The organism is Mariprofundus micogutta, from assembly GCF_001895085.1.
In the GTDB taxonomy this organism is placed as follows: Bacteria; Pseudomonadota; Zetaproteobacteria; order Mariprofundales; family Mariprofundaceae; genus Mariprofundus; species Mariprofundus micogutta.
Genome location: NZ_BDFD01000010.1, coordinates 63,795 through 87,580, shown reverse-complemented (window position 1 = coordinate 87,580; position 23,786 = coordinate 63,795). Strand labels below are relative to the sequence as shown.

Here is a 23,786-nt window from a genome sequence, read left to right as displayed (position 1 = left end):
TTGATTTATCCTACTTGGTCAGTGAGATAAACAGTTCCGGTAATTTTTCCGGCAGACGATCCACGTGGTCAATAATCGTGTACTGCTTACCGAAAATATCCGCCACATACTCATCCGCTTTGGGATCAAGATTGATGCAATAGCTGTAGATGCCATCGCTATCCAGCTCTTTCACTGCTTTCTGTGCATCTTGAATCAGCAGCTGATCATCATCAACATCAACATCAGCCGGTTCACCATCGGTGAGAATCAGCATCAGCTTTTTATCGGATGCCTGATTCTTCAGATAGTGACCTGCGTGTCGCATCGCTCCACCCATTCGGGTGGAGAAACCGGCTTCCATTGCGGCCAGCCGTGACTTCACTTCAGCATCCCAGGGCTCATTATAACCTTTCACATGGTAATATCGTACATCGTGACGGGTATTGGAGTGGAAGCCTGCTATGGCAAATTTATCACCCACCTGATCAACAGCCCAGGCCAGCAGAGAAACCGCCTCCTGAGAAAGCTGCAAAATCGTCTGATTGCTGCCTTCTGCCTTCTCGTTTGTAGATTGGGACAAATCGAGAAGCAACATCACGGCCACATCACGGCCATCGGTTTTGTGACTCATATTGATTCGCGTATCGGGTGCAGAACCACCCTTGAAATCGATCAAGGAACGAATAGCTACATCCAGATCCAGCTCAGAGCCCTCTTCCTGATAGCGAATACGCACTTTATCCTGAGGTTTGAGCATATCGAGCATGGCTTTTAAACGTTTGGCCAATGCACCATGCTTTTCAAGCAACTGATCAATTTTCGATGCATTGCCGCGAGGATGTAATGATTCATAGACGCTCACCCAGTCCGGACGATAATGGGCTGAGTTGTAATCCCACTCGTGGTAATGACGAGGTGGCAGACCTTTCAACTCTTCTTCGTCCTGCTGTCTCTGGTCGAGATGTTCAAAGGTGGTCTCTTCATCATCACCCTGCTCGATATAAATCCACAGGTGACGGTTATCATCACGATAATCCACCTCTGTATTTTCAAAATAGGTGTTCGGCAGAGCATCAGACTGTTTGCGGGTGCGGCCGATAAATGAGAGCGCGATCATAGCTACATTTTCACTTTTCGAGCTATCCTTCTCCATCTCGTCAAAGAATCGACCGACAAACTCACGCACATCTTCGTTCTCATACTGGTAATCTGGATCAAGAATCGCTCTTGAAACCATCGCCAGACGCAAATTAATCAACGAAGTATTCTCCAGCTGCAAGGCCTTCTCATCCGGGATCGGATGCAGAGCCAGAAAGATCTTCCTCAAACCGGGAAAACGTTGCATAGCCAGATATTCAACTCGCGAATCTTCAAATGTTTCAACAGCTAGCCGCTGGAACGGACTCCAGTTATCCACAACCATCGGCTGACTCCAGCGACGGTGAGCTGCCATATGGGCCAGTGCTGCACGATAACGGTTGATGCCGGATATGCCGCGATCATCATCATAAACATCAGGAATACGGATACCTAAAGCATCAAAATATGGCATTGGTTTGCGCAGTTCATCAAATGCCAGTGAATACGGCACAAGATAATCATGATCATTCCACAGACCACGCATATATTGATCCAGTTTGCGCTCATGATCGACAAGCAGCGTGCCATGGCGTTCCCGTTGCATCACTGCATGGGCATCCGCTGACTGAAAGCTGAAGTAGTCAACCTGGCGACCGGGATGGCTACTATAATAGTTTATGCCGTAATCAACCCAGTTTTTGAAACCTTCGAGGGAAAGCTCAATCAACAGGCGCGGTGCCTGCTTCATAAGATCAACCAGGCCCGGGCTGGGGAAAGTCGTGTGGTGACCATGCACTGAAACAGATGTTCGATCCATCATGTCACGTATGATTTCAATATACTGATTAAACAGGTCGTAGCTGTGCAAACGTCTGGCTACTGCTCCACTTGTCTGCAGGAACGGAACCATGGCTTTAAAATTCGTGTGCGTAGAGAGATAATGAGCGAATTCGCGCAAATCTTCGAGAGCTTCTTCACCCACCTCTTTGGCAACAAGCGGAGCCTCTTCCAGATAGACCAGCAGTGGTTCAGGACCACGCCCCATTTTACCCAGAAAGCGGGCATTCTCGATATATGAGTTAAGCCCCTCAGTGGAGAGCAACACCTTGGCCTCTTTCATGCAATCATCGAACACACGATTAGCCTGGGCGAAGTTGCAACCCAGCCTCTGCCAATACATTTCAACTTCTATACTTCTGGATAGTTCAGGCATCTTTGATCACTAGACCTCTAGCCACGTTGTAATCTGTTTTACCCGAAGGTCGCATCAATAGCGTGATCCAGCGTATCCCGGATATCCGCGTCATCAGTGATCGGGCGAACAAGTGCCATACGGCAAGCCGCTTTTTCATTAATACCACCCTTAATCAGGGCCGCTGCATAAGTCAGCAAGCGTGTTGAAATACCTTCATCCAGGCCATGACCTTTCAGGTTACGCGCAGTGCCGCCAATAGCTACCAGCTTGGCAGCCAGATCAGTATCAATACCTGTCTCTTTAGCAACAATAGAAGTCTCAACTTCAGCAGACGGATAATCAAATTCAAAACCACAAAAGCGCTGTTTAGTCGACTGTTTCAAATCCTTCATCAGGCTCTGGTAGCCGGGGTTATAGGAGATCACCAGCTGAAAATCGGGATGCGCTTCAATCAATTCACCCTTTTTATCCAACGGCAGCGTACGACGGTGGTCTGTCAACGGATGGATCACAACTGTGGTGTCCTGACGCGCTTCCACTACCTCATCAAGATAACAGATTGCGCCGATACGGGCTGCTGTCGTTAATGGACCATCCAGCCAGCGGGTGCCATTGGCATCCAGCAGATAACGACCAACCAGATCGGATGCAGTCATATCCTCATTACAGGCCACCGTAATCAGTGGCTTATCAAGTTTCCAGGCCATATGTTCAACAAAACGTGACTTACCGCAGCCTGTAGGACCTTTCACCATCACTGGCAGGCGTGCTGCATAAGCTGCTTCATAAAGCTCAACTTCATCTTCCTGAGCTTGATAAAATGGCTTTTCATGAATTTTGTATTGTTCTTTATCGGTCATAACTGCCCCCGCGCAAAATCTTGGGGATATTGTAACCAATGTTTGTAAAATAACTAACTTATAAAAATTATAGTCTGCATAAATAAAAATTATCTCACCCCAACAGCTTTGGCACTAAACCTGCTAACATTAGACAATCCATAGCAGGCCTGTCGTATTAAAGGATCGGATAATAATATAAGTCAAAACGAGAAATTATGCCTCGAGTGATGAAGATAATAAGAAGAACATCGTCTCTATATGCAGCAGCATTATTGCTCGTGTTATCCCTGTTTTTTGCGTCGCATGCCATCGCCAGACCCGTCGTTGTAGCTACTGTTCCGGCTCTCGGTCAAATCGCTCAGGCTATCGGTGGCGTTGATATTGATGTTAAAATCATCACCAGTATCGGACACGATCCCAATGTATTCTCCCCTCGTCCGGGTCATGCCCGCATGCTGATCAATGCCGATCTTATCTTTGCAGCAGGATTTGGCCTTGAATCTTCATGGCTCCCCTCACTGATCAAACTATCCGGTAATCAAAAGATTCTGCCGGGCAGCGATGGCTACCTTAGCGGTGGTGATGCTATAGAGGCGATCGGTGTACCCCTTGGCATGAGTTCCCATCAGATGAGTCAATGGTCTCCGGATAAAAATCCGCATTGGTGGCTTGATCCTGAAATGGGTATCAAAGTTGCCAAAACACTAAGTGTAAGATTAAGTGAAGTTGATACCGTCAATGCACAGCGCTACAAACTAAGGTTCAGGGAATTCGAACAGGCCATCAATGAAGCACTGCCACGCTGGCGTGATTATATGAAAATTCATACCGGTGCAGTCATCACCTATCACAATACCTATGTCTATTTCATGGACTCGATGCAAATTGAATTGGCTGGTTTTATCGAACCCAGATCCGGTATTGAACCGTCCACACGATACATGGAAAGCCTGCTGACAGTGATTAAAGAGCGAAATGTAAAACTGATCTGGGTGGAACCATATAATAACAGAGCCATAGCCAAACGTCTTGCTGACGAAGCCGGCATTAAAATGATGGTTTTACCTGATGCCGTAGAGGGCATTGGCACACAGGGTTATGTCGGCATGTTTGATAAAATGGTTGAGCGCATAGCGAGGTGGAGCCAATGATTCTGTTAACTGTATTAATCGCCACACTGGTCATTGCAGTCTGTCTGCCGGTTCTCGGACAACGCGTACTTGAACGTCGTATCGTGTTCGTGGATCTGGCGCTCGCACAGGTTGCAGCAACCGGTTATGCACTTGGCATGGCACTGGAAATTCCGGGTGTATATGCAGCCGCAGCAACCACAGCCATTGCCGTCATCATCATGGCTCTGATGGATGAGGAGACACCGCTGCCGAAAGAAGCCGTCATGGGTGGTGTATACGCTTTTGCTGCTTCGGTGGGCATGGTCCTGTTATCACTATTACCATACGGCGAAGGACAATTGATGGGTTTGCTATTCGGCAGTGTGCTGGGAATTGGCTGGGACGGCATCATAGAGCTGGCCATCTTTGCAGGCATGGGACTGCTTCTGGCCCTGCCGGAACATGCCAACAGCTTTGCCGGCCGTATGCGTTTCTATGCCGGTTTGAGTCTGATTATTGTACCGGCAATTTATGCTATCGGTGTACTGCTGGTATTCGCTTATCTGGTCATGCCTGCCCTTTCAGTCTGGCGACGTGGGCATAATGGCCCGGCCTGGCAGGCACTGACATTGGCCGTCATTGCCAGTACAGCAGGCACATTTATTGCAGACTTCCTCGATCTTCCTCCTTCAGCTACGGTCGTCCTGACTCTGGCAACCATTGCAGTAATTACCGGTACCATTATTCACTTTACCGACAGGGGAAATAATGAACCGGTTACCGCCGATGATGAAACCGATACGGCGGAAGAAGATGATGATGAGAGTAATTCGGAATCGGACACTGCCAGCAGCAAAACATAAGAAGAGCAGTGCATCCAACCTGCTGCTATGATGATCCATATCTTTTACAGGAGTCGCAATATGAGAGCAATCTGCATTTTCGTACTACTTGCCTGTTGCGTACAAGGGCAAGCTTTTGCCCAGCCAGCTGATCAGAAAATTCAGCAACTCATCGATGATCTTAAACAACTTACTGATCAGGCAGAACGTGATCGCTCAGCTAATTACCGTCTCATTGACCAGTTACGTGATTTAACTGCGCGCTATGATCGACCATGGAGAAAACGCATCCTGTTTGATGATTTCAGCGATGGCGAACTACAACGCAACCCTGCATGGCACAGCAACTCACAGGATTTCTGGGTCACTCGCAGCATTGGGTTGCGCAGCCAGCTCACTCATACTCCTCAGCAACAGCAGCAAACTGGGAAGCCTCAACGCACTGAAGAAGTCTTGCTTGGCATACTGCTTGATGGCGTCATGCAAAACCAAAACACCCGACCTCAAACCCGGCAGCAGACACGCAGACCACAAACAGCCAGCCGGGCAGACATTTCCACAGCTGCCAGCATCGATAACGCCTTTGCCATTGCCATTGAACTCAGTGTGCTTGGCCGGGATCGTAGCGGTAGTTATGAATGGGGCCCCTATCAGGGAAAAAACATGGAGTCAGGCTATCGTCTGGTCTATCAGTCCGGAAGCCGTCCCTCATTAAAACTACTGGCTTATCGACGCGGTATGACTTCCGTAGTTGATCAATTTGAGCAGGGTCAACTGCTCGAAGATGGCAACTCCCATCACATTGGATGGCAACGTACTGCTGATGGTTTCATGACAGTTTTAGTGGACAACAAAGTGGTGATGCAGGTGCGCGACAGAAGTTACCGTGATCGATTCAGTGGTTTTGTCATGACCAATCGGGGCGGCGAATATGGCATTCGCTCAGTTTCAATTTTTACTGCTCGATAAGCGCACGCTTTGATACCTGAAAACATTTAACTGCTGCGCTCCTGTTCTTCACCTTGATCTCACCCTTGGGCTGCATACGAATGTGGCTCTGACAATAATTATAGGTCTGTTCACCCACGATAATGCTTTGACCTTCCGCCATCTGTTCAAGGCGTGCTGCCACATTTACTGTATCGCCAATCACCGTGTAATCCATCCTGTTGCGGGAACCAACATTGCCCACCACAACATCGCCGGTATTCACACCAATACCGACTTCAAATACCGGGTAACCCTTTAAGCTGAATTCAGACATCAGACTTCTGCAGCGGGCCTGCATATCTATCGCCGCATGCAATGCATTGGATGGCCCCTCTTCCGGTTTACCCAGCAGTCCGAATATGGCCATCAACTCATCACCGACAAATTTATCCAGCACGCCATTATGCTGAAAAATAATTTTCACCATGGCATCAAAATAGCTATTGAGCATACCAATCACCTCCTCAGGCTTCATATGCTCGGAAATAGATGTAAATGAACGGATATCTGCAAACAGAATGGTTGCTTCCTGTCTGCTGTTTTGCAGTGGTGTATCCTCTTTGTTATTCATGATTTTGTCGGCCAGATTATGGTCAATATAGCGACTCAGTCGATGACGCTGCTCTCCCTCCTCCCTTAAACGCTGCTGATAATGCTCAATATCTCTGGCATATAACATCATTTTGGTAGTCATTTCCTGAAAGTTTTTTGCAGAACGTTCTGATTCCGCCATCATGGTATTGAAATGATGGACAATCCCAGCCAGCTCATCCGGCGTATTTTCATCCACTTCGATCGAATGCTTGTGATCAGCCATGACAACCAGAGCTGTTTTATCCCGAACTGACTTCAACTGTTTGCCGAATTTTCGTATACACATATACCCGGTCAACTGTGCGACCAGAGCAGCAAGAGCCACCAACAATACAGTTGTGGTGACTTCAATTTCAAGATACAGCACCAGGCAATATGCCAGAAGATATGGAATAAAACCGATCAGGCTGTAGCTGGCTTGCTCAACGTAGACAAATCGAACGGGCTTTTTCATCTGTGTTATGCCGAATTTCCGCGATCTTGAAAATGATGACTTTCAAATGACATGAAACCGTCCAGGCAAACACCTATCAGAGCATGCTTACAAGCTTCGTCATCAAGGCTGTCAGTATGATGAATCCATACCACTCTGGCCTGGCACTCCATTGACGGTTCAAGCTCATCGGTTCCCGGCAGATGCACTTTTAATGCTATATGCTGACCTGCACAATATAGTTCCGGCTGCTGCGTACAGAAACATACCCCACCTCCGGAGATATTTTTTAACAGGGTTTTATCGCAAAACTCCTCTGCCTGATCGCCCCCTGCGTTCACATCTACAGCAAAATCAATGGGATGGCGTTCAAATGCTCTTTGATCCTCATGATACTTTTCAGACATAACCCTTACCTCATGCGTGATCTATTATGAGACAGATTGAACACCTCTGTTCACTTATCATTATTGAGACGCACGATACGTGCCAACTTGCATTGCTACTTTCCCGTCAGGCAAACAGATCAATTTTAACTGCGTCATTCATAAGCGGATCAGGGAAGCCCTGCATATTATAAGTTAAAAAGAACACACCGTGATGGCTGCTGAATTCATCCAGCGAAGCACTATTCGTCTCCGGGGTGACATCAATAACCGGCTCAAGCGCGGGGGCTGAAATGATGCTGTTTCCCGGCGGCATGGATATGGGAGGTTTAGGCTCTGGCTGACTATTATCATACTGAAGGCCGAGAGCGAGTGTGAGCTTCATGAAAGCACCTCATGCAGGGGCAATATATGCCCTTCAGAAACGGCAAACATTTCCGGTCCGAATATATGGCCAGTATAAACAAAGCATTAACAAACCAATATAACCACCTGTTTTCAATAAGTTATTATCGCCATCCTCCATGTGTGACATTTATTAATGGTCACCGATATGTCGCAAACATGAGGCCATAGACAGCGATTGCGTTCTGATACAGAACCCGGGTGATTAAGAGTAATTCTATGGCTTCAAACAGATACACCTGAGGTTCAATTAATCCCTTTTCAGAAAAGGTATACAGGCGTATGATACTCGTGTTCAGCGTAAGCCAATTCTGACTTGCCCGGTACACATAAAAACCAGGAGCACTGCGTGTGTTTAACTGGACCCCAGGGAAAGTAAATCATGACAAATGAGCAAAAAAAATACGTCTACTCTTTTACAGAGGGAGATGGCAAAGCAAGACAGCTTCTAGGAGGCAAAGGTGCGAACCTGTGTGAGATGACGCAGATCGGCCTGAATGTCCCTCCAGGCTACACAATTACCACTGAAGCATGCCTTAGCTATCTGGAGAATGACAACACCTATCCGGATGGTCTGATGCAGGAAGTGAGAGAGCAGATGATCGCGCTTGAAAAGCTGACAGGCAAGGGATTCGGAGATGCGCATAATCCACTGCTGGTATCGGTACGATCAGGTTCAGCCATGTCGATGCCGGGCATGATGGATACCATTCTCAATCTCGGCATGAACAGCGATACATTGCAGGGCGAAATCGAACAGACTGGTGATGAACGCTTTGCCTATGATGCCTACCGTCGTTTTATTCAGCTGTTCGGGAAAGTTGCTCTCGGTATTGATGATGAGTACTTTGATGAACCATTTGAAGCCATCAAAAAACGTGAAGGCGTTAAAGAAGATGTAGGCCTATCCACTGATAATCTAAAAGAGATTGCAACCCTGTTTCTGGAAGTTGTGCATGCCCAGACTGGACGTGCTTTCCCGGAAGATCCTTATGAACAGCTGGATCTGGCAATCAAAGCCGTTCTCGGTTCCTGGTCGGGCAAACGTGCAGTTGATTACCGGCGCGAATTCAACATCACACCGGATCAAGCCAATGGTACTGCAGTAAACATCTGCACCATGGTCTTCGGCAACCGCGGTGATGACTGTGCAACCGGCGTAGCCTTTACCCGTAATCCGGGCACCGGCGAAAATGTTTTTTACGGTGAGTATCTGGTTAATGCACAGGGTGAAGACGTGGTTGCAGGTATTCGTACGCCTAAACCGATTGCCCAGATGGCTGATGAGATGCCTGATCTCTACCGTCAGTTAGAAGAGCTGCGCAGTAAACTGGAAAACCACTACTCCGAGATTCAGGATTTCGAGTTCACTATTGAGAAAGGTATCCTGTATTGCCTGCAGACCCGTAACGGCAAGATGAATACGCAAGCCATGGTTCGCACTTCGGTTGAACTGGTTGAAGAAGGACTGATTACTAAAGATCAGGCACTAATGCGTATTGCTCCCGAATCACTGGAACAGATGCTCTTCCCTCGCCTGGATCCAAACGCCAATGTCTCAGCTCTGGCAACCGGCCTGCCTGCCAGCCCCGGTGCTGCATGTGGCCATGTTGTTTTTGATGCAGACCGTGCTGTGGCACTGAAAAAAACCAGCGATAAACCTTTGATCCTGTTGCGTGAAGAGACAAAACCTGAAGATATCCATGGCTTCTTTGTCTCAGAAGCTATTCTCACTTCACGTGGCGGCAAAACCAGTCATGCAGCAGTTGTAGCACGCGGCATGGGGAAACCCTGTGTAGCCGGAGCCGATGGCATTGAAGTCGATGTTATGGCCCGCCGTGCTCATATCGGCGAAGTTGTTATTAAAGAGGGTGATATCATCACCCTTGATGGCACCTCAGGCAATGTCTATCTGGGCGCAGTTGCAACAGTTGAGGCTGAATTCTCCGATGAGCTGAAAACACTGTTATCGTGGGCTGATGAACGCGCACAGCTGAAGGTCATGGCCAACGCCGATATTCCCGAAGATGCGGAACGCGCTCTGAAATACGGTGCCATGGGTATCGGACTATGCCGCACAGAGCGTATGTTCAATGCAGCCGACCGTCTGCCTATCGTGCTTGAAATGATTGTCTCCGACACGCTTGAGCAACGTCAGGACGCACTCGATAAACTGCTACCCATTCAACGTCAGGATTTCATCGAACTGTTCTCAACCATGTCTCCAAGACCAGTGACAGTACGTCTGCTTGATCCACCTATTCATGAGTTCCTGCCATCAGAAAATCAGTTGATTGATGATCTGGTTCAGCTGAAACACCTGAAAGACACCATGCGTGGCTCTGAAGTACTTACTGCAACACTAAGTCTGCTTTCAGGCCAGAATGGTACGATGACCTCAATTCAGCAACTGGCAGATTCGTCTCTGGTTGATGAAGCGATCGAGAAGAAGGAAGCTATCCTCAAGAAAGTTCGTGCCCTGTTCGAAGTCAACCCGATGCTTGGGCATCGCGGCGTACGCCTGGGAATCACTTTCCCTGAAATCTACGCCATGCAGATTCGCGCAGTGCTTGAGGCAGCCTGCGAATGTCAAAAAGCGGGTATCGAAGTACATCCTGAAATTATGATTCCGCAGGTCTGTACTTCCGAAGAATTGAGAAACATCAAGGTGCATGTTGAAAACATCAGACTGGCGGTTGAAGAGGAGCAGGGTATTGCACCTGTCTTCAAATTCGGTTCCATGATGGAAGTAGTACGTGCCTGCATGCGGGCAGAGCAGTTGGCAGAAGAAGCCGAATTCTTCAGCTTCGGCACCAACGACCTGACTCAGGCAACCTTCTCGTTCTCGCGTGAGGATGCTGAAAACAAATTCCTGCCTATGTATAACGAGGCCGGCATTCTTCAGGACAATCCGTTTGAAGTGCTTGATGCCAACGGTGTCGGCAAGATTATGGAATTGGCTGTGAATTGGGGACGCGGTGTTAAACCCGGCATGAAGATCGGTATCTGTGGTGAACATGGAGGCCATCCAGCCTCCATCGGCTTCTGCCACAGCATTGGTCTGACCTATGTCTCCTGCTCAGGTCCACGCGTGCCAATTGCACGTCTTGCAGCTGCGCAGGCAGCACTACAGGAAACTGCTTAAAATACAGAGGGCGGCCAATATGGTCGCCCTTTTTTCTGCCTGACACTGCCATCCTATGCTTGAACTGGCTGCCTCTACCGGTTACTTCAGCCACAAACTGATATCTAGTCAGGTTTCTTTGCAACGATAAATACAGCCTTTGTTTTGCCGGGATGCCACTTGTAGTTGATCTCGAATCCGGCATCGGTGACGCTCTTTAATAGCTGTTTGGCGGAAAAGAACCTCACCACTTCCGGCGCCTTCCCGAACAGACGCATCATCGGAATCACCGGTTTCAGAAACCACATCGCATCGTTCATGCACATCGTACTGCTGACAAACAGGCCGCCCGGTTTGAGCATCTCGAATATTCTGGCAATAACTGCTTCCTTACCTTCCAGCAGGTGCAACAGGCTATGTGCCATCACCACATCCATACTTTCATCTACAACGTTCAGACTTTCCACAGCCGACACTTCAAATGTGATATTAGCGATCTGTTTTGCCTCAGCTTTACGCTTGGCAATTTCAATCATGTTCGGTGAAACATCAACAGCCCGGATATGCTCCACAAACGGCGCATGAACAATAGCTGTCGAGCCTGTTCCGCAACCCAGTTCCAGTACTTGCATATCCGACTTGAAGTAAGCTTGCGTAACTTTCAGCTTCTTCTGATACGAAACTTCATCGGCAACTGGCTGCTTCGAATACTTCTCCGCTATCTTGTCCCAAAACTTAACTGACTGATCCAATCACCACCTGCCTTGCCGTATAAAAAACCATATAGTTATTTAACATACTAGCCGGATGAATTCATTCTCAGCAAGCCCTGCCGCTTTCCCGGAGGTCCCTTTCTCACGAAGCAAATACGCCGAAGACATATTTCAAGAGAATATCAACGAGAACTCAAAAAACTCACGACAACAGACAATCAAATGTTCCTAAGCCTGCGTGGCAAGAAACAATTGATCGCCGGTCAGGCGTAAACGCCGACTGATCTCGCGGCCGATATTCATCTGGATAATGGTGAACTGTTCAAGATTGTGCTCGTGCAGCTTAAAGACCGCGCTCTGACTGATTTCGATGACTTCAACATCATTCAACGCCTGTACTGAACAACTGCGTGAATACAAGTCGAGCAGAGCCATCTCACCGAAACAGTCGCCCTGCTGCAGTTCTTTGAGAAGCAGTTCATGCTCTTCACGCAATTTGAGAACTGCAACCTCTCCTGACTGAATCACAAACATGGAGGCAGCAGTATCACCCTCATGAAAGATGTAATCCCATCGATTGAAATTGCGCCGCTCTGACAAGGACAACAAAAACTTCAGCGCTTCTCCCGATACACCGCCGAAAACCGGCATCGACTGCATCATGGCAATTTTGTCATCAATCGCTTCTAACCCGGTCATATTAGCGCATCATCCTGAATATCGAACGAACTGCCATACAAGGCCTCCTGTTTCAGTCGATTCATTCTGAAACAACTACTGCTCAAATTCCAGTGCAACAAGACACTCATAAAAAAGGTTCATCGCGGAAGTGCGGTAAACAGTCTTTGTAAATAAGAACTAAATGCGTTTCCGGTCTTACTATTATGGCTGGGGTATTTGTTCCAACTTTTCCAGAAAAGAAACGAACCAAAGCAACTTGAGTTCTACATCCAAGATACTATCGGATATATCTCGTCCTAAAAAACGTCAACCTGTTTCAGGACGACACAATAAAGCAAAAAAAGGCCCCCGCTTTCGCGGAGGCCTCTCATTTTTCGACTATGAAGTCGGAGCTTATTTATGAGCGCCGATTTTCTCACGCCAGTCGTCGCCGTAGATCTTGTCGGCATCGCCCGGGAATGAATCGAATGCACGTGCAAACTCGTTATGAGTCTTGGCGTATTCGATTGGATCAGTACCAGAAGTCCAGCACTCGTATGCCTGGCTAAGAGACTTGGCGCCAGCAGCAGGGCTGTCGATGTGACCGAATGAACCACCACCACAAGTGTTAATCACGTTGCCATGGCCAAGGTTTTCGAAGAAACCTGGCAGACGCAGTGCGTTCATACCACCGGAGATGATTGGAGCAGTAGGCTTCATGCCATACCATTTCTGGTTGAAGTAGTGACCCATGCACTCATCACGCTCAAGCATGTATGCCAGTACAGTTTCATTACCGTGACCTTCCATCTTACCGTAGCCCATGGTACCAGTGTGGATACCGGAAGCGCCGGAGAGACGAGAAATCTTCATGTAGCAGAGTGGATCCATGCCCATTGGTGATTTGTAAGAAGTTACAGCACCATGACCGGCACGGTGGAAGTGCAGGAATGTGTCAGGGAATGCACGACGTGCAGTAGTTACACCTGCAGGACCGGTTACAAAACCATCGATCAGGAAAGCAACATGTTTTTCGTTACCGTACTTGGCGAATGACTCAAGAATGAACTCACCACGCTTGATGCACTCACCATGGAAATCAGCAGTTGCGTTAGCAGAGAAAATCTTGGCTTCGCCAGTTTCCTGCTGCACACGATCCATGGTCTCAGCAACCATAGGAATAACTGTTTCCATCGGGCAGAACGGCTGGTTAGCCTGAGGCTCATCATTCTTGATGAAGTCGCCACCAAGCCAGAACTGGTAACAAGCTTTAACAAACGGCTCAGGACGCAGGCCCAGTTTAGGTTTGATGATAGTACCGGAGATGTAACCACCATCCACTTCAGGACGACCCAGAACTTTCCACATATCAGAAATGCCTGTGCTTGGACCATCGAAGTTTTTGATCATGACTTCAGGAACCATGAAGTCGAGCATACGCAGACCATTATGGTCACCCATACCCTGGTTATTACCCAGAATCAGAGACCACATGTGTGAAACATTAAAGTGACCATCGATCAGGTTCGGATCGAACAGATCAACAGGGTATGCGATTTTCATCAAACCGCCGCCAGTGACAGGGTGATCACCAAATGCAGTTTCATCGATTTCATATACAAGTGCATCTACGCCACGGGTAAAATCATCTGTAGTTGATACTTCAACGTTAGTACCGGTTGAAGATTCAGCTGCTACGTGTGCAGCAACTTCCAGGAAGCCATAGCCTTCAGCTGGAATAAGTTTATAGGCTACAAGCAGATGCTTGCCGCCTGCGATCAGATCTTCTTCTTTAAGACTTAGATCGGCGTAACGATTCGATTGATCCATTAGAGTGTACCCTCCAAATTTAATTTATAGCAGGAAGCTTGCGCCCCCCTCCTTCGCGGTAGAGCAGTTTAGCCCTCTTTTGCGATGGTGGGAAGTGTAGAAGTGGCTTCCATAATGTAAAATCAAAGGTTATGATATGGAACATCAATTTTACTTATAGGTTGGTTTTATGAATATTACTTTAAAGCAACTGAAGATTCTTGAAGCAGTCGTTGAACACAATAGTTACACCGATGCTGCCAAAGCACTGTTCATGACCCAACCGGCAGTTTCCATGCAGATTAAACAGATGGAACTTCAGATCGATCTGCCCCTGTTTGAGAGGGAAGGTAAACAGGTATCACTGACTGAAGCCGGCAGTGAATTATTACACTACGCCCGCATGATTCGCCAGCAACTGGATGAGGCGGAACTGATGCTGGAAGAACTCAAAGGACTCAAACGCGGTAAACTCCATCTCACTATGGCATCAACAGCCAACTATTTTGCTCCTCAATTGATTGCAGCCTTTCATCATGACTATCCCGGAGCGCAGGTTACACTTGCTGTAACCAATCGTACCGGCCTGCTTGATGCACTTAATAATAACACCACAGATATGGTCATCATGGGCAAACCACCCAAAGATCCCAGACTGGCCGGTATTCGATTCATGGATAATCCTCTCGTCGTTATCGCAGCCCCTTCTCACCCGCTCGCCAAACAAAAAAAGGTCATTCCACTACGAGACCTGGCAGATGAACCGTTCATTGTTCGTGAACGCGCTTCGGGCACTCGTATCGCGGCCGAGCGCTTTTTCGCCATGCATGACCTTCAACTGACAACCGGCATGGAGATGAACCGCTCGGAAGCAATCAAGCAGGCCGTCATGGCGGAATTAGGACTGGGCATAGTTTCCCTGCATACCATCGAGATGGAACTTGCCCTGAAAAGAGTTGTCGTACTGAAAATCGAAGATTTCCCCATCATGCGCCAGTGGCACATTGTTTATCGAAAAGGCAAACGCTTTGCCGCCATCCCCGAAGCATTTAAAAATTATGTATTGGAACACGCGGAAGCATTAATTAACATTGTACCTCTGGAAAACAACCACAGCGATAATCCGTAGGTGCAATTCAACAGGTTAGATATTCAGCCTTTTTCCTGCTCCTCACCCCCGCTTTCCAGGGTAGTATTCGCTTCATCCAAACCGTCTTCCTGATCATCTTCTAACGCCTCTTCCGGAGAGACCTGCCGGGCAAACAGATGCAATGTAGACTGCCCTTTTACACAGTGATTAACCTGCCGTTCAATATTTTTCATCACTTCAATCAAAGAAACCATGTGCCTGGCCGTTAACTTTCCGGTGGCTCCGGCGCGCAATAAGCGGGTTTTAATCGCCTCGTAATTTTCACCGAGCGCGGCTATGGCTGCAGCTTCTCTTTGAATAACTTCCTTATCAGTACCAACCTGCTTCACATCTTCCAGAATAGCGATCGCCTGACGACGCATCTCAGCCAGCGCATCTTCCAACTCCTCAAATACACCCACAACCTCTTTACTCTGCAAACGATCTATCTCCTCAGCCATTTCAGCCACATCAATAAAATAGCGCATGGATGCCAATGCCAGAGGCAGGGCTTCGGCTATCTCTTCCGGAAGATCCTTTCGCCGGAGTTTGGAGCAGAATGTTCCCACTGCATCAGATAGTTTATGCAACACCTCCAGATCAAGCTTTATACGTGGACTCAAGCTGGCCTCTGTATTGATTGCATCCTCTGCCATACGAATGGCAATAGCCTGAATACGCTGCAGCTCTTTAATCAAAGCCTCATGAGCCAGCTGCGGCGTGCCAATCAGAGTGTTATCCAGGTATTTTGGCTGCGCCTCATCTTCTTCTGCCGCGACAAATTGCCGCTTGAGAAATTTCACCAGCCTGTGGGTAAACGGCCATAGCAGAATGACGCCCAACAGATTAAATGTGGTATGAAACAGAGCCAGAAATGTTGCGGGACCTTCAGTCATGCCCGCCGACACCTGAAGCCATTCAATCGCATACAACAGGAAGGGCAACAGCAATAATGCAGCCACGCCGGTAATCACATTGAATATCACATGTCCGGCAGCCATTCTGCGGGCATTGGGCGTGGCACCAATCGCAGCAATCACAGCGGTCGATGTAGTACCCACATTGGCACCAATCACCATGCAGGCAGCCGATGCAATACCAATCACTCCACCCGCAGCAGCCGTCAGGGTTATCGCAATCGCAGCACTGGAAGATTGCATCATCAGTGTCATCATAAAACCAACAGCAATGAAGACTATAAGGCTCAACAGTCCACCCTCAGTAATGGCATCGAGAGAGATGAGTCCTTCAAGCCCTTCAAAGCCGGATTTCATCAGATCAATACCGAGGAAAAACAGGCCGAAACCAGCGATCACTTTACCAAGGGCTGCATAACGACCATTCTGAATCAGCAGAGTCATCAACATGCCGACTCCGATTGCCGGTAGCGCAAAGGCTTTCAAATTGACATGAAAGCCGATGATAGCCACCAGCCAACCGGTCATGGTGGTGCCGAGATTACTACCATAAGCCACACGAATCGCGTGTTTGAGTTTTAACAGTCCGGCATTCACAAAGCCGATAGTGGCAACCGTTACAGCACTGGATGATTGTACAAGCGACGTAATAAGCGCACCGGATAACACCCCTCTCATCGGGGTTTTGGTAGAACTTCTGAGGATGCGCTGCAGAGACTTTCCAGCCGACAATTTTAATCCATCGGTCATCAATTCCATGCCGAGCAGGAACAGTCCAACGCCACCAGCCAGTCCGGTAATGATCTGCCAGGTCAATATACACCTCTGAAAGACTGCCTGAAACAACGACAATCACTGCCAAATTTTAGCATGATTTATGCCAAATATGTAGCATTAACTTATAAGCACTAAATCACTATTAGATAAGGATAATTTCAAACTTCAAAAGCGGGGCTTCCGGGGAGAAACACTGCCTTCAGTGCAAAGTATTTTTTTCAACTCGCACAACTCGCATCTTTCAACAAAAAACTCATGATGCTCGGGGTATACAACCTCCGGACGCTTATCCAGATGTTTGATCGGACACCACTGTGACTCAACCTGCTCCAGTGCATTCGCAAGCAATAATGCACAACTGTGTTCATAACGGAGAAATGTGCTCCCCACCTTGCCAAAAACTGTAAACTCATCACCGAAACCGGTTTCTGACATCTTATCATACGCTTCTTTCATGCTTACCCGATGAAGCCCTAAAGGTGGAGATATGGTGATGTTATACATAAAAATAACAATTGATTGGCATAAAGCAGAAAGAAATGATGTAAACAGATACAAGCCCATCACCAAACCCCGGGAAAAACCAGTTGTTGAAATTCTGGCCTCGGTAGAAACATGGGTCAGCAGAACCCCCATGGCAACGCATAAGCCATTTGCATAACCACAGTAAACACAGTGAAATCTGGCAGTCATTGAAATGCCGGGGATCAGATGCCGGTCAATGATGATATAGTTTCTTAAGTTTATCCGCTCTACTCCAAGCAGCGGGCAAACCATAAGATTATACAGTAGCTTGATACAAATGAGATGCAGGAACAGGTAAACCGGAATAACCAGATACATGCCAATGGCTGGAAGCACGAGCCTTAACAAGCCTACTCTCTGCCAGTGACTGCCAAAAATAGGATTTCTCTTCATGATCCATTCTCTAAATTTCATCAACTCCAACCCGAGCCCGTATCATTACTGGCTCTTACTCATAATCGACTTTTCAACCAAAGCTATAGGTACACTGAAAGAGTGCAGGACGCAGTTTTTCAGAATATCCTTGGATCTGACCACCGGTTTCTCTGAAAGCACGATACCATCTTCATCAGCATACACATATTCACCCGGATTAAACACGACATCAGCAAAGCGAAGCGGGATATCCATGACGCCCTGATTGCGCTTTGTTGTTTTGCGAGGAATTGTTGCCAATGCCTTCACACCCAGATCCACCTTGGCCACATCAGCTGAGTCACGAATACAGCCATTGATAATCACACCTTCCCAACCATTGGAAGCGCCAAGAGAGGCCATCACATCACCCATCATGGCGCAACGCATAGAAGCTGCTGAATCCACCACCAGCACTTTACCCCTGCCATCTGTCTCAAATGCGGCTTTTAGAAAGGTATTATCTTCCAATGCCTTGAGCGTAACAATCTGACCGGAAAACGATTGCCGACCACCAAAATCACGAAAAACAGGCGCTGCAACCTGCAATGCCTCCAGATAGTCATCATACAAGTCTGTGGTTTTAAACATCCATCCCCTCCGCCAGAACAGCATTTTCCAATCTCAGGTTTGAACACTAACCACTTCACCATTTGAAAGGTAGATATCCATAAAACGTATTGAATCAACAGGATAAGAACATTCACAGCTGTTTTCCACACCCCTTCCCTTGCACAAAACAGCATATTCAAAGTGGAATGAAGATCTCTTTTCACATAGTATTCATGGCTGTTTGAGAAAAGAAATTTCGGAGTGCCGTGATAACCAATGAATGAACTATTAGCACAAGGCTTGCAATTAATGGGCGTAGGAATGGGATTTGTTTTCCTCTTTCTGGGACTACTGGTCGCTGTCGTTTCACTGGTGTCTCGTATAATTCAAGGTTATGAGGGCAAGCATGCTGCCCCTGCAGGAACAAGCACTACAAACGATGATGACCTGTTGCTGGTCGTCAGTGAAGCGATCAAACGCTACCGCCAGGAACACAACCGATAACTTTGAACTTGAAAACAGATCAGGAGAACTCTTCAGATGAATAAGCCGCTGGGTATTACCGAACTCGTCCTGCGTGACGGACATCAGTCCCTACTTGCCACTCGTATGCGCCTTGAGGATATGCTGCCCATTGCAGAAAAGCTGGACCGTGTCGGATTCTGGTCTGTCGAAATGTGGGGTGGTGCAACATTTGATTCCTGCATCCGCTTCCTCGGTGAAGATCCGTGGGAACGTCTGCGCCTGATTAGTGAAGCTATGCCGAATACCCGTAAGCAGATGCTGTTTCGCGGACAGAACATTCTTGGTTATCGTCACTATGCCGATGATGTGGTGAATACCTTTGTAGAGCGCGCGGCTAAAAATGGCATGGATGTATTCCGTATCTTTGATGCCATGAATGATACGCGCAATCTGGAAACCGCTGTAAAGGCAACATTGAAAGTTGATAAACATGCACAGGGTACCATCTCTTATACCGTCAGTCCGGTACATACTCCTGAGATGTGGATTGATATGGGCAAACAGCTGGAAGATATGGGCTGTCACTCCATCTGCATTAAAGATATGGCTGGCCTGCTTAAACCTTATGTGGCTGAAGAGATGGTCAGAAAGCTGAAGCAATCCGTTGCCATCCCGATCTCCCTGCACTGCCATGCCACTACCGGCATGAGTACCTCTGCGATTATTAAAGCAGCAGAAGCGGGTGTGGATGTTGTCGACACATCGATCTCATCGATGAGTCAGACTTATGGACACTCTGCCACTGAATCCGTTGTTGCCATTATGGAAGACGAGAAGCGTGCTACCGGACTGAATCTGAAACTGCTGGAAGAAGTCGCTGCTGATCTCAGAGAAGTGCGTCTGAAATACGAAAAATTTGAAGGTTCACTGCGCGGTATCGATTCACGCATTCTTGTCGCTCAGGTGCCTGGTGGCATGCTGACCAATCTGGAAAGTCAGTTAGAGCAGCAAAATGCCTCCAACCGATTTGATGAAGTACTTAAAGAGATTCCAAAAGTACGTGAAGACCTTGGCTTCCTGCCGCTGGTCACCCCTACCTCCCAGATTGTAGGCACACAGGCTGTATTTAATGTTCTTTCAGGTGAGCGTTACCAGACCATCACCAAAGAAACTGCGGGGGTACTGAAAGGTGAATACGGCAAGCCGCCTGCAGAAGTCAATAAAGAGCTGCAGGTCAGAGTCCTTGAAGGTGCTAAACCTATCACCTGTCGCCCTGCAGATTTAATCGAAGATGAAATGGATGCACTGACCGTCGAACTCTGCGGCATTGCCAATGAGAAAGGCTTTGAACTGTCTGACAAGCTGATTGAAGATGTGCTGATCTATGCCCTGTTCCCACAGGTTGGACTCAAATATCTGCAAAACAGAGATAACCCTGCAGCCTTTGAAACGAAACCCTGGCTCGAAGAAGACACAAAACCATCAGCGCCTACAGTAGCTGAGCGATACAGCATCAGTGTCAATGGTAAGGACTATAATGTAGTGGTTTCTCCGGAAGGAGAGGTAACATCCCTTAAACCAGCTACTGCAGCTCCGGCAGCGACGGCTCCAGTGCCGGCAGCGGCTCCGGCAGTAAATACACCTGCCATTTCAGTGGGTGCGCCAATGGCAGGCAATATCTTCAAAATCAATGTCACGCCAAATCAGCACGTCAACGATGGTGATGTCATCCTGATCATGGAAGCGATGAAAATGGAGACCGAAGTGCGCTCCACTCACAGTGGCACCATTGTCAGCATTGAAGTCAGAGAGGGTGACCCTGTCAACGTTGGTCAGGCTCTGGTCACGATCTCCTGATACGACTTAAGAGAAGCGAGCGAATTAATCACTATGCAGAATGAACTGTTAGATAAACTCTGGGTCACCACCGGCATCGCCAACTTCGAGTGGGGACAGATACTGATGATCGGTGTGGGCCTGTTGCTGCTCTATCTGGCCATCGTTAAAAAATTCGAGCCCCTGTTGCTGGTTCCAATTGGTTTTGGTGCCATCCTGAGTAATATTCCGGTTGCCGCGATTTCCGGCCCTGAAGGTATGCTCGGCATGATTTACCATGTCGGCATTGAAACCGGCATCTTCCCGTTGCTGATTTTCATGGGCGTGGGTGCACTCACCGACTTTGGCGCTCTGATCGCCATGCCGAGAACCCTGATGCTCGGTGCAGCCGCTCAGTTCGGTATTTTCACCACACTGCTTGGTGCTCTGGCCCTGAATATGATACCCGGCTTTGAGTTCAGCCTCGCAGATGCTGCTGCGATCGGCATTATCGGTGGTGCTGATGGTCCGACAGCTATTTTCCTTGCTTCAAGACTCGCCCCAGACCTGCTTGGTGCGATTGCTGTAGCTGCCTACTCTTATATGGCACTGGTTCCTCTGATTCAGCCGCCAATCATGAAGCTGCTCACAAGCGAGAGCGAACGTAAGATTAAAATGACACAGCTGCGTCATGTCAGTCGAACTGAGAAAATTGTTTTTCCGCTCACCGTTCTGCTGCTCTGCGTGATCTTCCTGCCTACTGCTGCACCACTGATTGGCATGCTCACATTCGGCAATCTGTTGCGCGAATGTGGCGTGGTTGATCGTCTATCCAATGCATCCCAGAATGAGATCATCAATACTGTAACCATATTCCTCGGTCTTGCGGTGGGTTCGAAACTATCGGCTGAGAAATTCCTCAATGTTGAAACACTGGGCATTCTCGTGCTTGGCATGCTCGCATTTGCAATGGGAACTGCTGCAGGCATTCTGATGGGTAAACTCATGTGTCGCCTTAGCGGTGGAAAAATCAATCCGCTGATCGGTGCTGCAGGCGTGTCCGCAGTACCTATGGCTGCTCGTGTGGTTAACAAGGTTGGCCTGGAAGCTGATCACCATAACTTCCTGCTCATGCACGCTATGGGGCCGAATGTTGCCGGTGTAATCGGTTCTGCGGTCGCTGCAGGTATCCTGCTGGCCCTTGCCGGTTAAATAAGCCTTAAAACAATGCAGATAACAAATCATTGCAGGGTTTCCATTCACTACACACTGACCAAACCTGATGGTGACATTATTGAATCCTCACCAGACGGTGAACCGCTTGATTACGTGCATGGTACAGAAGCACTAGTTCCCGGCCTTGAAAAAGCGTTAGAGGGAAGATCTGCTGGCGAGCGCATTGCTGTCAGCGTGCAGCCTGCGGAGGGCTATGGCGAGCGCAGCGATCAACTGATTCAGAATATCTCCCGCGATATTTTTCACTTTGATGGTGATATTGAACCGGGTATGCGCTTTCAGGCTGATACCGGCCAAGGCATTGAACTGGTTACTGTCATCAATGTTGATGAGAACCTTATCACTATTGATGCCAATCACCCGCTGGCTGGCGAAATACTGAATTTCACCGTTGATATCATAGCGGTTCATGAAGCTTCTCAAGTAGTTTCTTCTGCCTCATCAACAGCCTGAACAGGCTTGAAAAAAAGATCCATTTCTGGTATAAATAGTTCTGCTTAAAGAGTACATCTCATCAAAAGGAGAATGCTTATGCTCGGTAGACACCAACACACCTCACCTGAGGAAACCACACTTATTACGGTGGAATGGAAAAAGGCTCATCAGTGGCACACCTCGGAAAAAAGACGTTTAAAAAGAGCCATGAATAAACGTTTGAGGCAGTGTAATAAGCATGAGGTCAGAACCGCCCTGCTCTTCAAAGTTTAATTGCCACAGCAAGCACTAAGAAAGCCCTTCGGATGAATAAACCGGAGGGCTTTCAAGTTTTAGCTACAGCCTCTCAAGAAGTTCAACAGCCACGCGTTTGTTATAATCATTAATCTTCCAATGTGTCGGCATCCAACCCACCAGAAAGCGGTAAAAGTCCGTTTGCGCTACAGGGAATAAATACCGCCACTCTTTTTCTAAAGCATCCGGATCTATTTGACTCTGCTGATCTATGAGGGCACACCTTAATACTGAAAAATAGTAGTCCAGCAATTGCGTTTCAAACTGCTCATGCTCCCTGTCGCTCAAACAGCTTCCCAGAAAGTAGGCAACGTCCTTCATACCGCAACCTGCCCCCACATACTGAAAATCTACGGCTGCCACATCTTTGCTATCTGATGAAAAACAGAAATTAGCCAGTTTTGCATCACCATGGACCAGCGTCTGATATGTCGCATGACTTAACATGGAATCAATGACCGGTGCCGCATCACGCAACACATCATCATCCATCACTGCCAATTCGTCAGGCCTGGTTGCCAGATGCCAGTAGGTTCCTGTCGACCATAATCCTTTTGGCTCTTCACCGATAAATGCCGCATGGAAATTTGCCAGCCACTGCAGACACAGGTAGACACCATCCAGATCCAGCGATGATCTGCGCAGCGGAAAACCTGCTGCATCCAGATCCTCCAGCACAATAAGGTGCTCATCACCTATTGTTTCAGAGGCATAACATTGCGGCACTCTGCATCTGTCATCGCAACGCCCTGCCCAGTATTGATACCAGCTCATCTCTACTTCGTAGGATTTCACTTTTCGCTGATGCGACAAATCATTATGCCAACCACGTGGATGATTCACTTCGGATGGAAATATCACATGTTTGAGCACAACACTGGGATCATCTGAGCCAGTCAAGGCATAACGTACGATTTCACCATAACCGCTCCACAGCGACTGGATTACTTCGCCACGTTCACTGGATGCAGCTCCGGTAGCCTTTACTACAATTTCATTCAACTGCTTGTTCATTGTTTATTCTCTTTCTTTGTGGATGAAACCCGCCCCTTCACTTGGC

At 47.9% G+C, this 23,786-nt stretch carries 20 protein-coding genes and 1 pseudogene; 9 read left to right on the top strand and 12 right to left on the bottom strand.

What is annotated here, in order from left to right:
- Positions 1 to 10: 10 nt before the first annotated feature.
- Both MMIC_RS07015 and MMIC_RS07010 read right to left on the bottom strand, forming a co-directional pair.
- The gene (locus MMIC_RS07015; RefSeq protein ID WP_072659751.1) at positions 11 to 2,275 is read right to left on the bottom strand and encodes a nitric oxide reductase activation protein NorD; all 2,265 of its coding nucleotides are present in this window, start codon (positions 2,273 to 2,275) and stop codon (positions 11 to 13) included.
- Between the two features lie 38 nt (positions 2,276 to 2,313).
- On the bottom strand, positions 2,314 to 3,117 hold the full coding sequence (locus tag MMIC_RS07010; RefSeq protein ID WP_072659750.1) for a CbbQ/NirQ/NorQ/GpvN family protein: 804 nt from the start codon (positions 3,115 to 3,117) through the stop codon (positions 2,314 to 2,316).
- A gap of 209 nt (positions 3,118 to 3,326) precedes the next feature.
- Here MMIC_RS07010 and MMIC_RS07005 point away from each other — a divergent pair, with 209 nt between their 5' ends.
- Genes MMIC_RS07005 through MMIC_RS06995 form a run of 3 tightly spaced genes read left to right on the top strand, consistent with a single transcriptional unit; the run spans position 3,327 to position 6,022 of the window.
- Positions 3,327 to 4,250, top strand: a complete 924-nt coding sequence (locus tag MMIC_RS07005; protein WP_171966473.1) for a metal ABC transporter substrate-binding protein — start codon at positions 3,327 to 3,329, stop codon at positions 4,248 to 4,250.
- Positions 4,247 to 5,074, top strand: coding sequence for a metal ABC transporter permease (locus MMIC_RS07000; protein ID WP_072659748.1), 828 nt, complete (start codon positions 4,247 to 4,249; stop codon positions 5,072 to 5,074). The genes MMIC_RS07005 and MMIC_RS07000 overlap by 4 nt, the downstream gene beginning before the upstream one ends.
- Before the next feature lie 60 nt (positions 5,075 to 5,134).
- Positions 5,135 to 6,022: a hypothetical protein gene (locus tag MMIC_RS06995; protein WP_072659747.1), complete on the top strand. Its 888-nt coding sequence runs from the start codon at positions 5,135 to 5,137 to the stop codon at positions 6,020 to 6,022.
- On the opposite strand, the gene MMIC_RS06990 is transcribed toward MMIC_RS06995, so the two are convergent.
- The 3 genes from MMIC_RS06990 to MMIC_RS06980 form a co-directional block, all read right to left on the bottom strand.
- Positions 6,009 to 7,091 (bottom strand): adenylate/guanylate cyclase domain-containing protein, encoded by a 1,083-nt coding sequence (locus MMIC_RS06990; protein ID WP_072659746.1) that lies wholly within the window; start codon positions 7,089 to 7,091, stop codon positions 6,009 to 6,011. The two genes, MMIC_RS06995 and MMIC_RS06990, sit on opposite strands and share 14 nt — an antisense overlap.
- 5 nt (positions 7,092 to 7,096) lie before the next feature.
- Positions 7,097 to 7,477, bottom strand: coding sequence for a PilZ domain-containing protein (locus MMIC_RS06985; protein ID WP_072659745.1), 381 nt, complete (start codon positions 7,475 to 7,477; stop codon positions 7,097 to 7,099).
- Between the two features lie 106 nt (positions 7,478 to 7,583).
- Positions 7,584 to 7,841: a hypothetical protein gene (locus MMIC_RS06980; protein ID WP_072659744.1), complete on the bottom strand. Its 258-nt coding sequence runs from the start codon at positions 7,839 to 7,841 to the stop codon at positions 7,584 to 7,586.
- 402 nt (positions 7,842 to 8,243) lie between these two features.
- On the opposite strand from MMIC_RS06980, the gene ppdK reads away from it, so the two are divergent.
- Complete coding sequence (gene ppdK / locus MMIC_RS06975) at positions 8,244 to 11,006, top strand: pyruvate, phosphate dikinase (protein ID WP_072659743.1); 2,763 nt, start codon at positions 8,244 to 8,246, stop codon at positions 11,004 to 11,006.
- Between the two features lie 104 nt (positions 11,007 to 11,110).
- On the opposite strand, the gene MMIC_RS06970 is transcribed toward ppdK, so the two are convergent.
- The 3 genes from MMIC_RS06970 to MMIC_RS06960 all read right to left on the bottom strand — a co-directional run bounded on the left by MMIC_RS06970 (position 11,111) and on the right by MMIC_RS06960 (position 14,188).
- Positions 11,111 to 11,737, bottom strand: coding sequence for a class I SAM-dependent methyltransferase (locus MMIC_RS06970; protein ID WP_072659742.1), 627 nt, complete (start codon positions 11,735 to 11,737; stop codon positions 11,111 to 11,113).
- Positions 11,738 to 11,926: 189 nt separating this feature from the next.
- Positions 11,927 to 12,397: a cyclic nucleotide-binding domain-containing protein gene (locus MMIC_RS06965; RefSeq protein ID WP_072659741.1), complete on the bottom strand. Its 471-nt coding sequence runs from the start codon at positions 12,395 to 12,397 to the stop codon at positions 11,927 to 11,929.
- 375 nt (positions 12,398 to 12,772) lie between these two features.
- Positions 12,773 to 14,188, bottom strand: a complete 1,416-nt coding sequence (locus tag MMIC_RS06960; protein WP_072659740.1) for a ribulose-bisphosphate carboxylase — start codon at positions 14,186 to 14,188, stop codon at positions 12,773 to 12,775.
- Between the two features lie 169 nt (positions 14,189 to 14,357).
- Between MMIC_RS06960 and MMIC_RS06955 the strand changes: the two genes are divergently transcribed.
- Positions 14,358 to 15,296, top strand: a complete 939-nt coding sequence (locus MMIC_RS06955) for a LysR family transcriptional regulator (protein ID WP_072659739.1) — start codon at positions 14,358 to 14,360, stop codon at positions 15,294 to 15,296.
- 23 nt (positions 15,297 to 15,319) lie between these two features.
- Here the strand turns inward: MMIC_RS06955 and MMIC_RS06950 are convergent, their stop codons facing one another.
- The 3 genes and pseudogenes from MMIC_RS06950 to rraA all read right to left on the bottom strand — a co-directional run.
- Positions 15,320 to 17,029 (bottom strand): Na/Pi cotransporter family protein, encoded by a 1,710-nt coding sequence (locus MMIC_RS06950; protein ID WP_072659738.1) that lies wholly within the window; start codon positions 17,027 to 17,029, stop codon positions 15,320 to 15,322.
- Positions 17,030 to 17,155: 126 nt separating this feature from the next.
- On the bottom strand, positions 17,156 to 17,908 hold the full coding sequence (locus MMIC_RS06945) for a hypothetical protein (RefSeq protein ID WP_072659737.1): 753 nt from the start codon (positions 17,906 to 17,908) through the stop codon (positions 17,156 to 17,158).
- A gap of 141 nt (positions 17,909 to 18,049) precedes the next feature.
- Positions 18,050 to 18,520 (bottom strand): annotated as a pseudogene (rraA, locus tag MMIC_RS06940) (ribonuclease E activity regulator RraA); the annotation flags it as partial.
- 237 nt (positions 18,521 to 18,757) lie between these two features.
- Between rraA and MMIC_RS06935 the strand changes: the two are divergent.
- The 4 genes from MMIC_RS06935 to MMIC_RS06920 are packed head-to-tail and all read left to right on the top strand — an operon-like array spanning position 18,758 to position 22,450.
- Positions 18,758 to 18,985, top strand: a complete 228-nt coding sequence (locus tag MMIC_RS06935; RefSeq protein WP_072659736.1) for an OadG family protein — start codon at positions 18,758 to 18,760, stop codon at positions 18,983 to 18,985.
- Positions 18,986 to 19,021: 36 nt separating this feature from the next.
- Positions 19,022 to 20,803 (top strand): sodium-extruding oxaloacetate decarboxylase subunit alpha, encoded by a 1,782-nt coding sequence (oadA, locus tag MMIC_RS06930; RefSeq protein WP_072659735.1) that lies wholly within the window; start codon positions 19,022 to 19,024, stop codon positions 20,801 to 20,803.
- Positions 20,804 to 20,836: 33 nt separating this feature from the next.
- Positions 20,837 to 21,973 carry a sodium ion-translocating decarboxylase subunit beta gene (locus MMIC_RS06925; protein WP_072659734.1) on the top strand — a complete coding sequence of 379 codons (1,137 nt, stop codon included), beginning with the start codon at positions 20,837 to 20,839 and terminating at the stop codon, positions 21,971 to 21,973.
- A gap of 15 nt (positions 21,974 to 21,988) precedes the next feature.
- Positions 21,989 to 22,450, top strand: a complete 462-nt coding sequence (locus tag MMIC_RS06920) for an FKBP-type peptidyl-prolyl cis-trans isomerase (RefSeq protein ID WP_072659733.1) — start codon at positions 21,989 to 21,991, stop codon at positions 22,448 to 22,450.
- Positions 22,451 to 22,768: 318 nt separating this feature from the next.
- Here MMIC_RS06920 and MMIC_RS06915 read toward each other — a convergent pair whose 3' ends face one another.
- Complete coding sequence (locus MMIC_RS06915) at positions 22,769 to 23,740, bottom strand: oxidoreductase family protein (protein WP_072659732.1); 972 nt, start codon at positions 23,738 to 23,740, stop codon at positions 22,769 to 22,771.
- Positions 23,741 to 23,786 lie beyond the last annotated feature (46 nt).

Excerpts from the sequence above, each read along its gene's own strand:
- MMIC_RS07005 (WP_171966473.1), top strand. The coding sequence starts at position 3,327 with ATGAAGATAATAAGAAGAACATCGTCTCTATATGCAGCAGCATTATTG.
- MMIC_RS07000 (WP_072659748.1), top strand. The coding sequence starts at position 4,247 with ATGATTCTGTTAACTGTATTAATCGCCACACTGGTCATTGCAGTCTGT.
- MMIC_RS06935 (WP_072659736.1), top strand. The coding sequence starts at position 18,758 with ATGAATGAACTATTAGCACAAGGCTTGCAATTAATGGGCGTAGGAATG.
- MMIC_RS06945 (WP_072659737.1), bottom strand. The coding sequence starts at position 17,908 with ATGAAGAGAAATCCTATTTTTGGCAGTCACTGGCAGAGAGTAGGCTTG.
- MMIC_RS07010 (WP_072659750.1), bottom strand. The coding sequence starts at position 3,117 with ATGACCGATAAAGAACAATACAAAATTCATGAAAAGCCATTTTATCAA.
- MMIC_RS06960 (WP_072659740.1), bottom strand. The coding sequence starts at position 14,188 with ATGGATCAATCGAATCGTTACGCCGATCTAAGTCTTAAAGAAGAAGAT.
- MMIC_RS06955 (WP_072659739.1), top strand. The coding sequence starts at position 14,358 with ATGAATATTACTTTAAAGCAACTGAAGATTCTTGAAGCAGTCGTTGAA.
- ppdK (WP_072659743.1), top strand. The coding sequence starts at position 8,244 with ATGACAAATGAGCAAAAAAAATACGTCTACTCTTTTACAGAGGGAGAT.
- MMIC_RS06920 (WP_072659733.1), top strand. The coding sequence starts at position 21,989 with ATGCAGATAACAAATCATTGCAGGGTTTCCATTCACTACACACTGACC.
- MMIC_RS06980 (WP_072659744.1), bottom strand. The coding sequence starts at position 7,841 with ATGAAGCTCACACTCGCTCTCGGCCTTCAGTATGATAATAGTCAGCCA.
- MMIC_RS07015 (WP_072659751.1), bottom strand. The coding sequence starts at position 2,275 with ATGCCTGAACTATCCAGAAGTATAGAAGTTGAAATGTATTGGCAGAGG.
- MMIC_RS06995 (WP_072659747.1), top strand. The coding sequence starts at position 5,135 with ATGAGAGCAATCTGCATTTTCGTACTACTTGCCTGTTGCGTACAAGGG.
- MMIC_RS06990 (WP_072659746.1), bottom strand. The coding sequence starts at position 7,091 with ATGAAAAAGCCCGTTCGATTTGTCTACGTTGAGCAAGCCAGCTACAGC.
- oadA (WP_072659735.1), top strand. The coding sequence starts at position 19,022 with ATGAATAAGCCGCTGGGTATTACCGAACTCGTCCTGCGTGACGGACAT.
- MMIC_RS06965 (WP_072659741.1), bottom strand. The coding sequence starts at position 12,397 with ATGACCGGGTTAGAAGCGATTGATGACAAAATTGCCATGATGCAGTCG.
- MMIC_RS06985 (WP_072659745.1), bottom strand. The coding sequence starts at position 7,477 with ATGTCTGAAAAGTATCATGAGGATCAAAGAGCATTTGAACGCCATCCC.
- MMIC_RS06915 (WP_072659732.1), bottom strand. The coding sequence starts at position 23,740 with ATGAACAAGCAGTTGAATGAAATTGTAGTAAAGGCTACCGGAGCTGCA.
- MMIC_RS06925 (WP_072659734.1), top strand. The coding sequence starts at position 20,837 with ATGCAGAATGAACTGTTAGATAAACTCTGGGTCACCACCGGCATCGCC.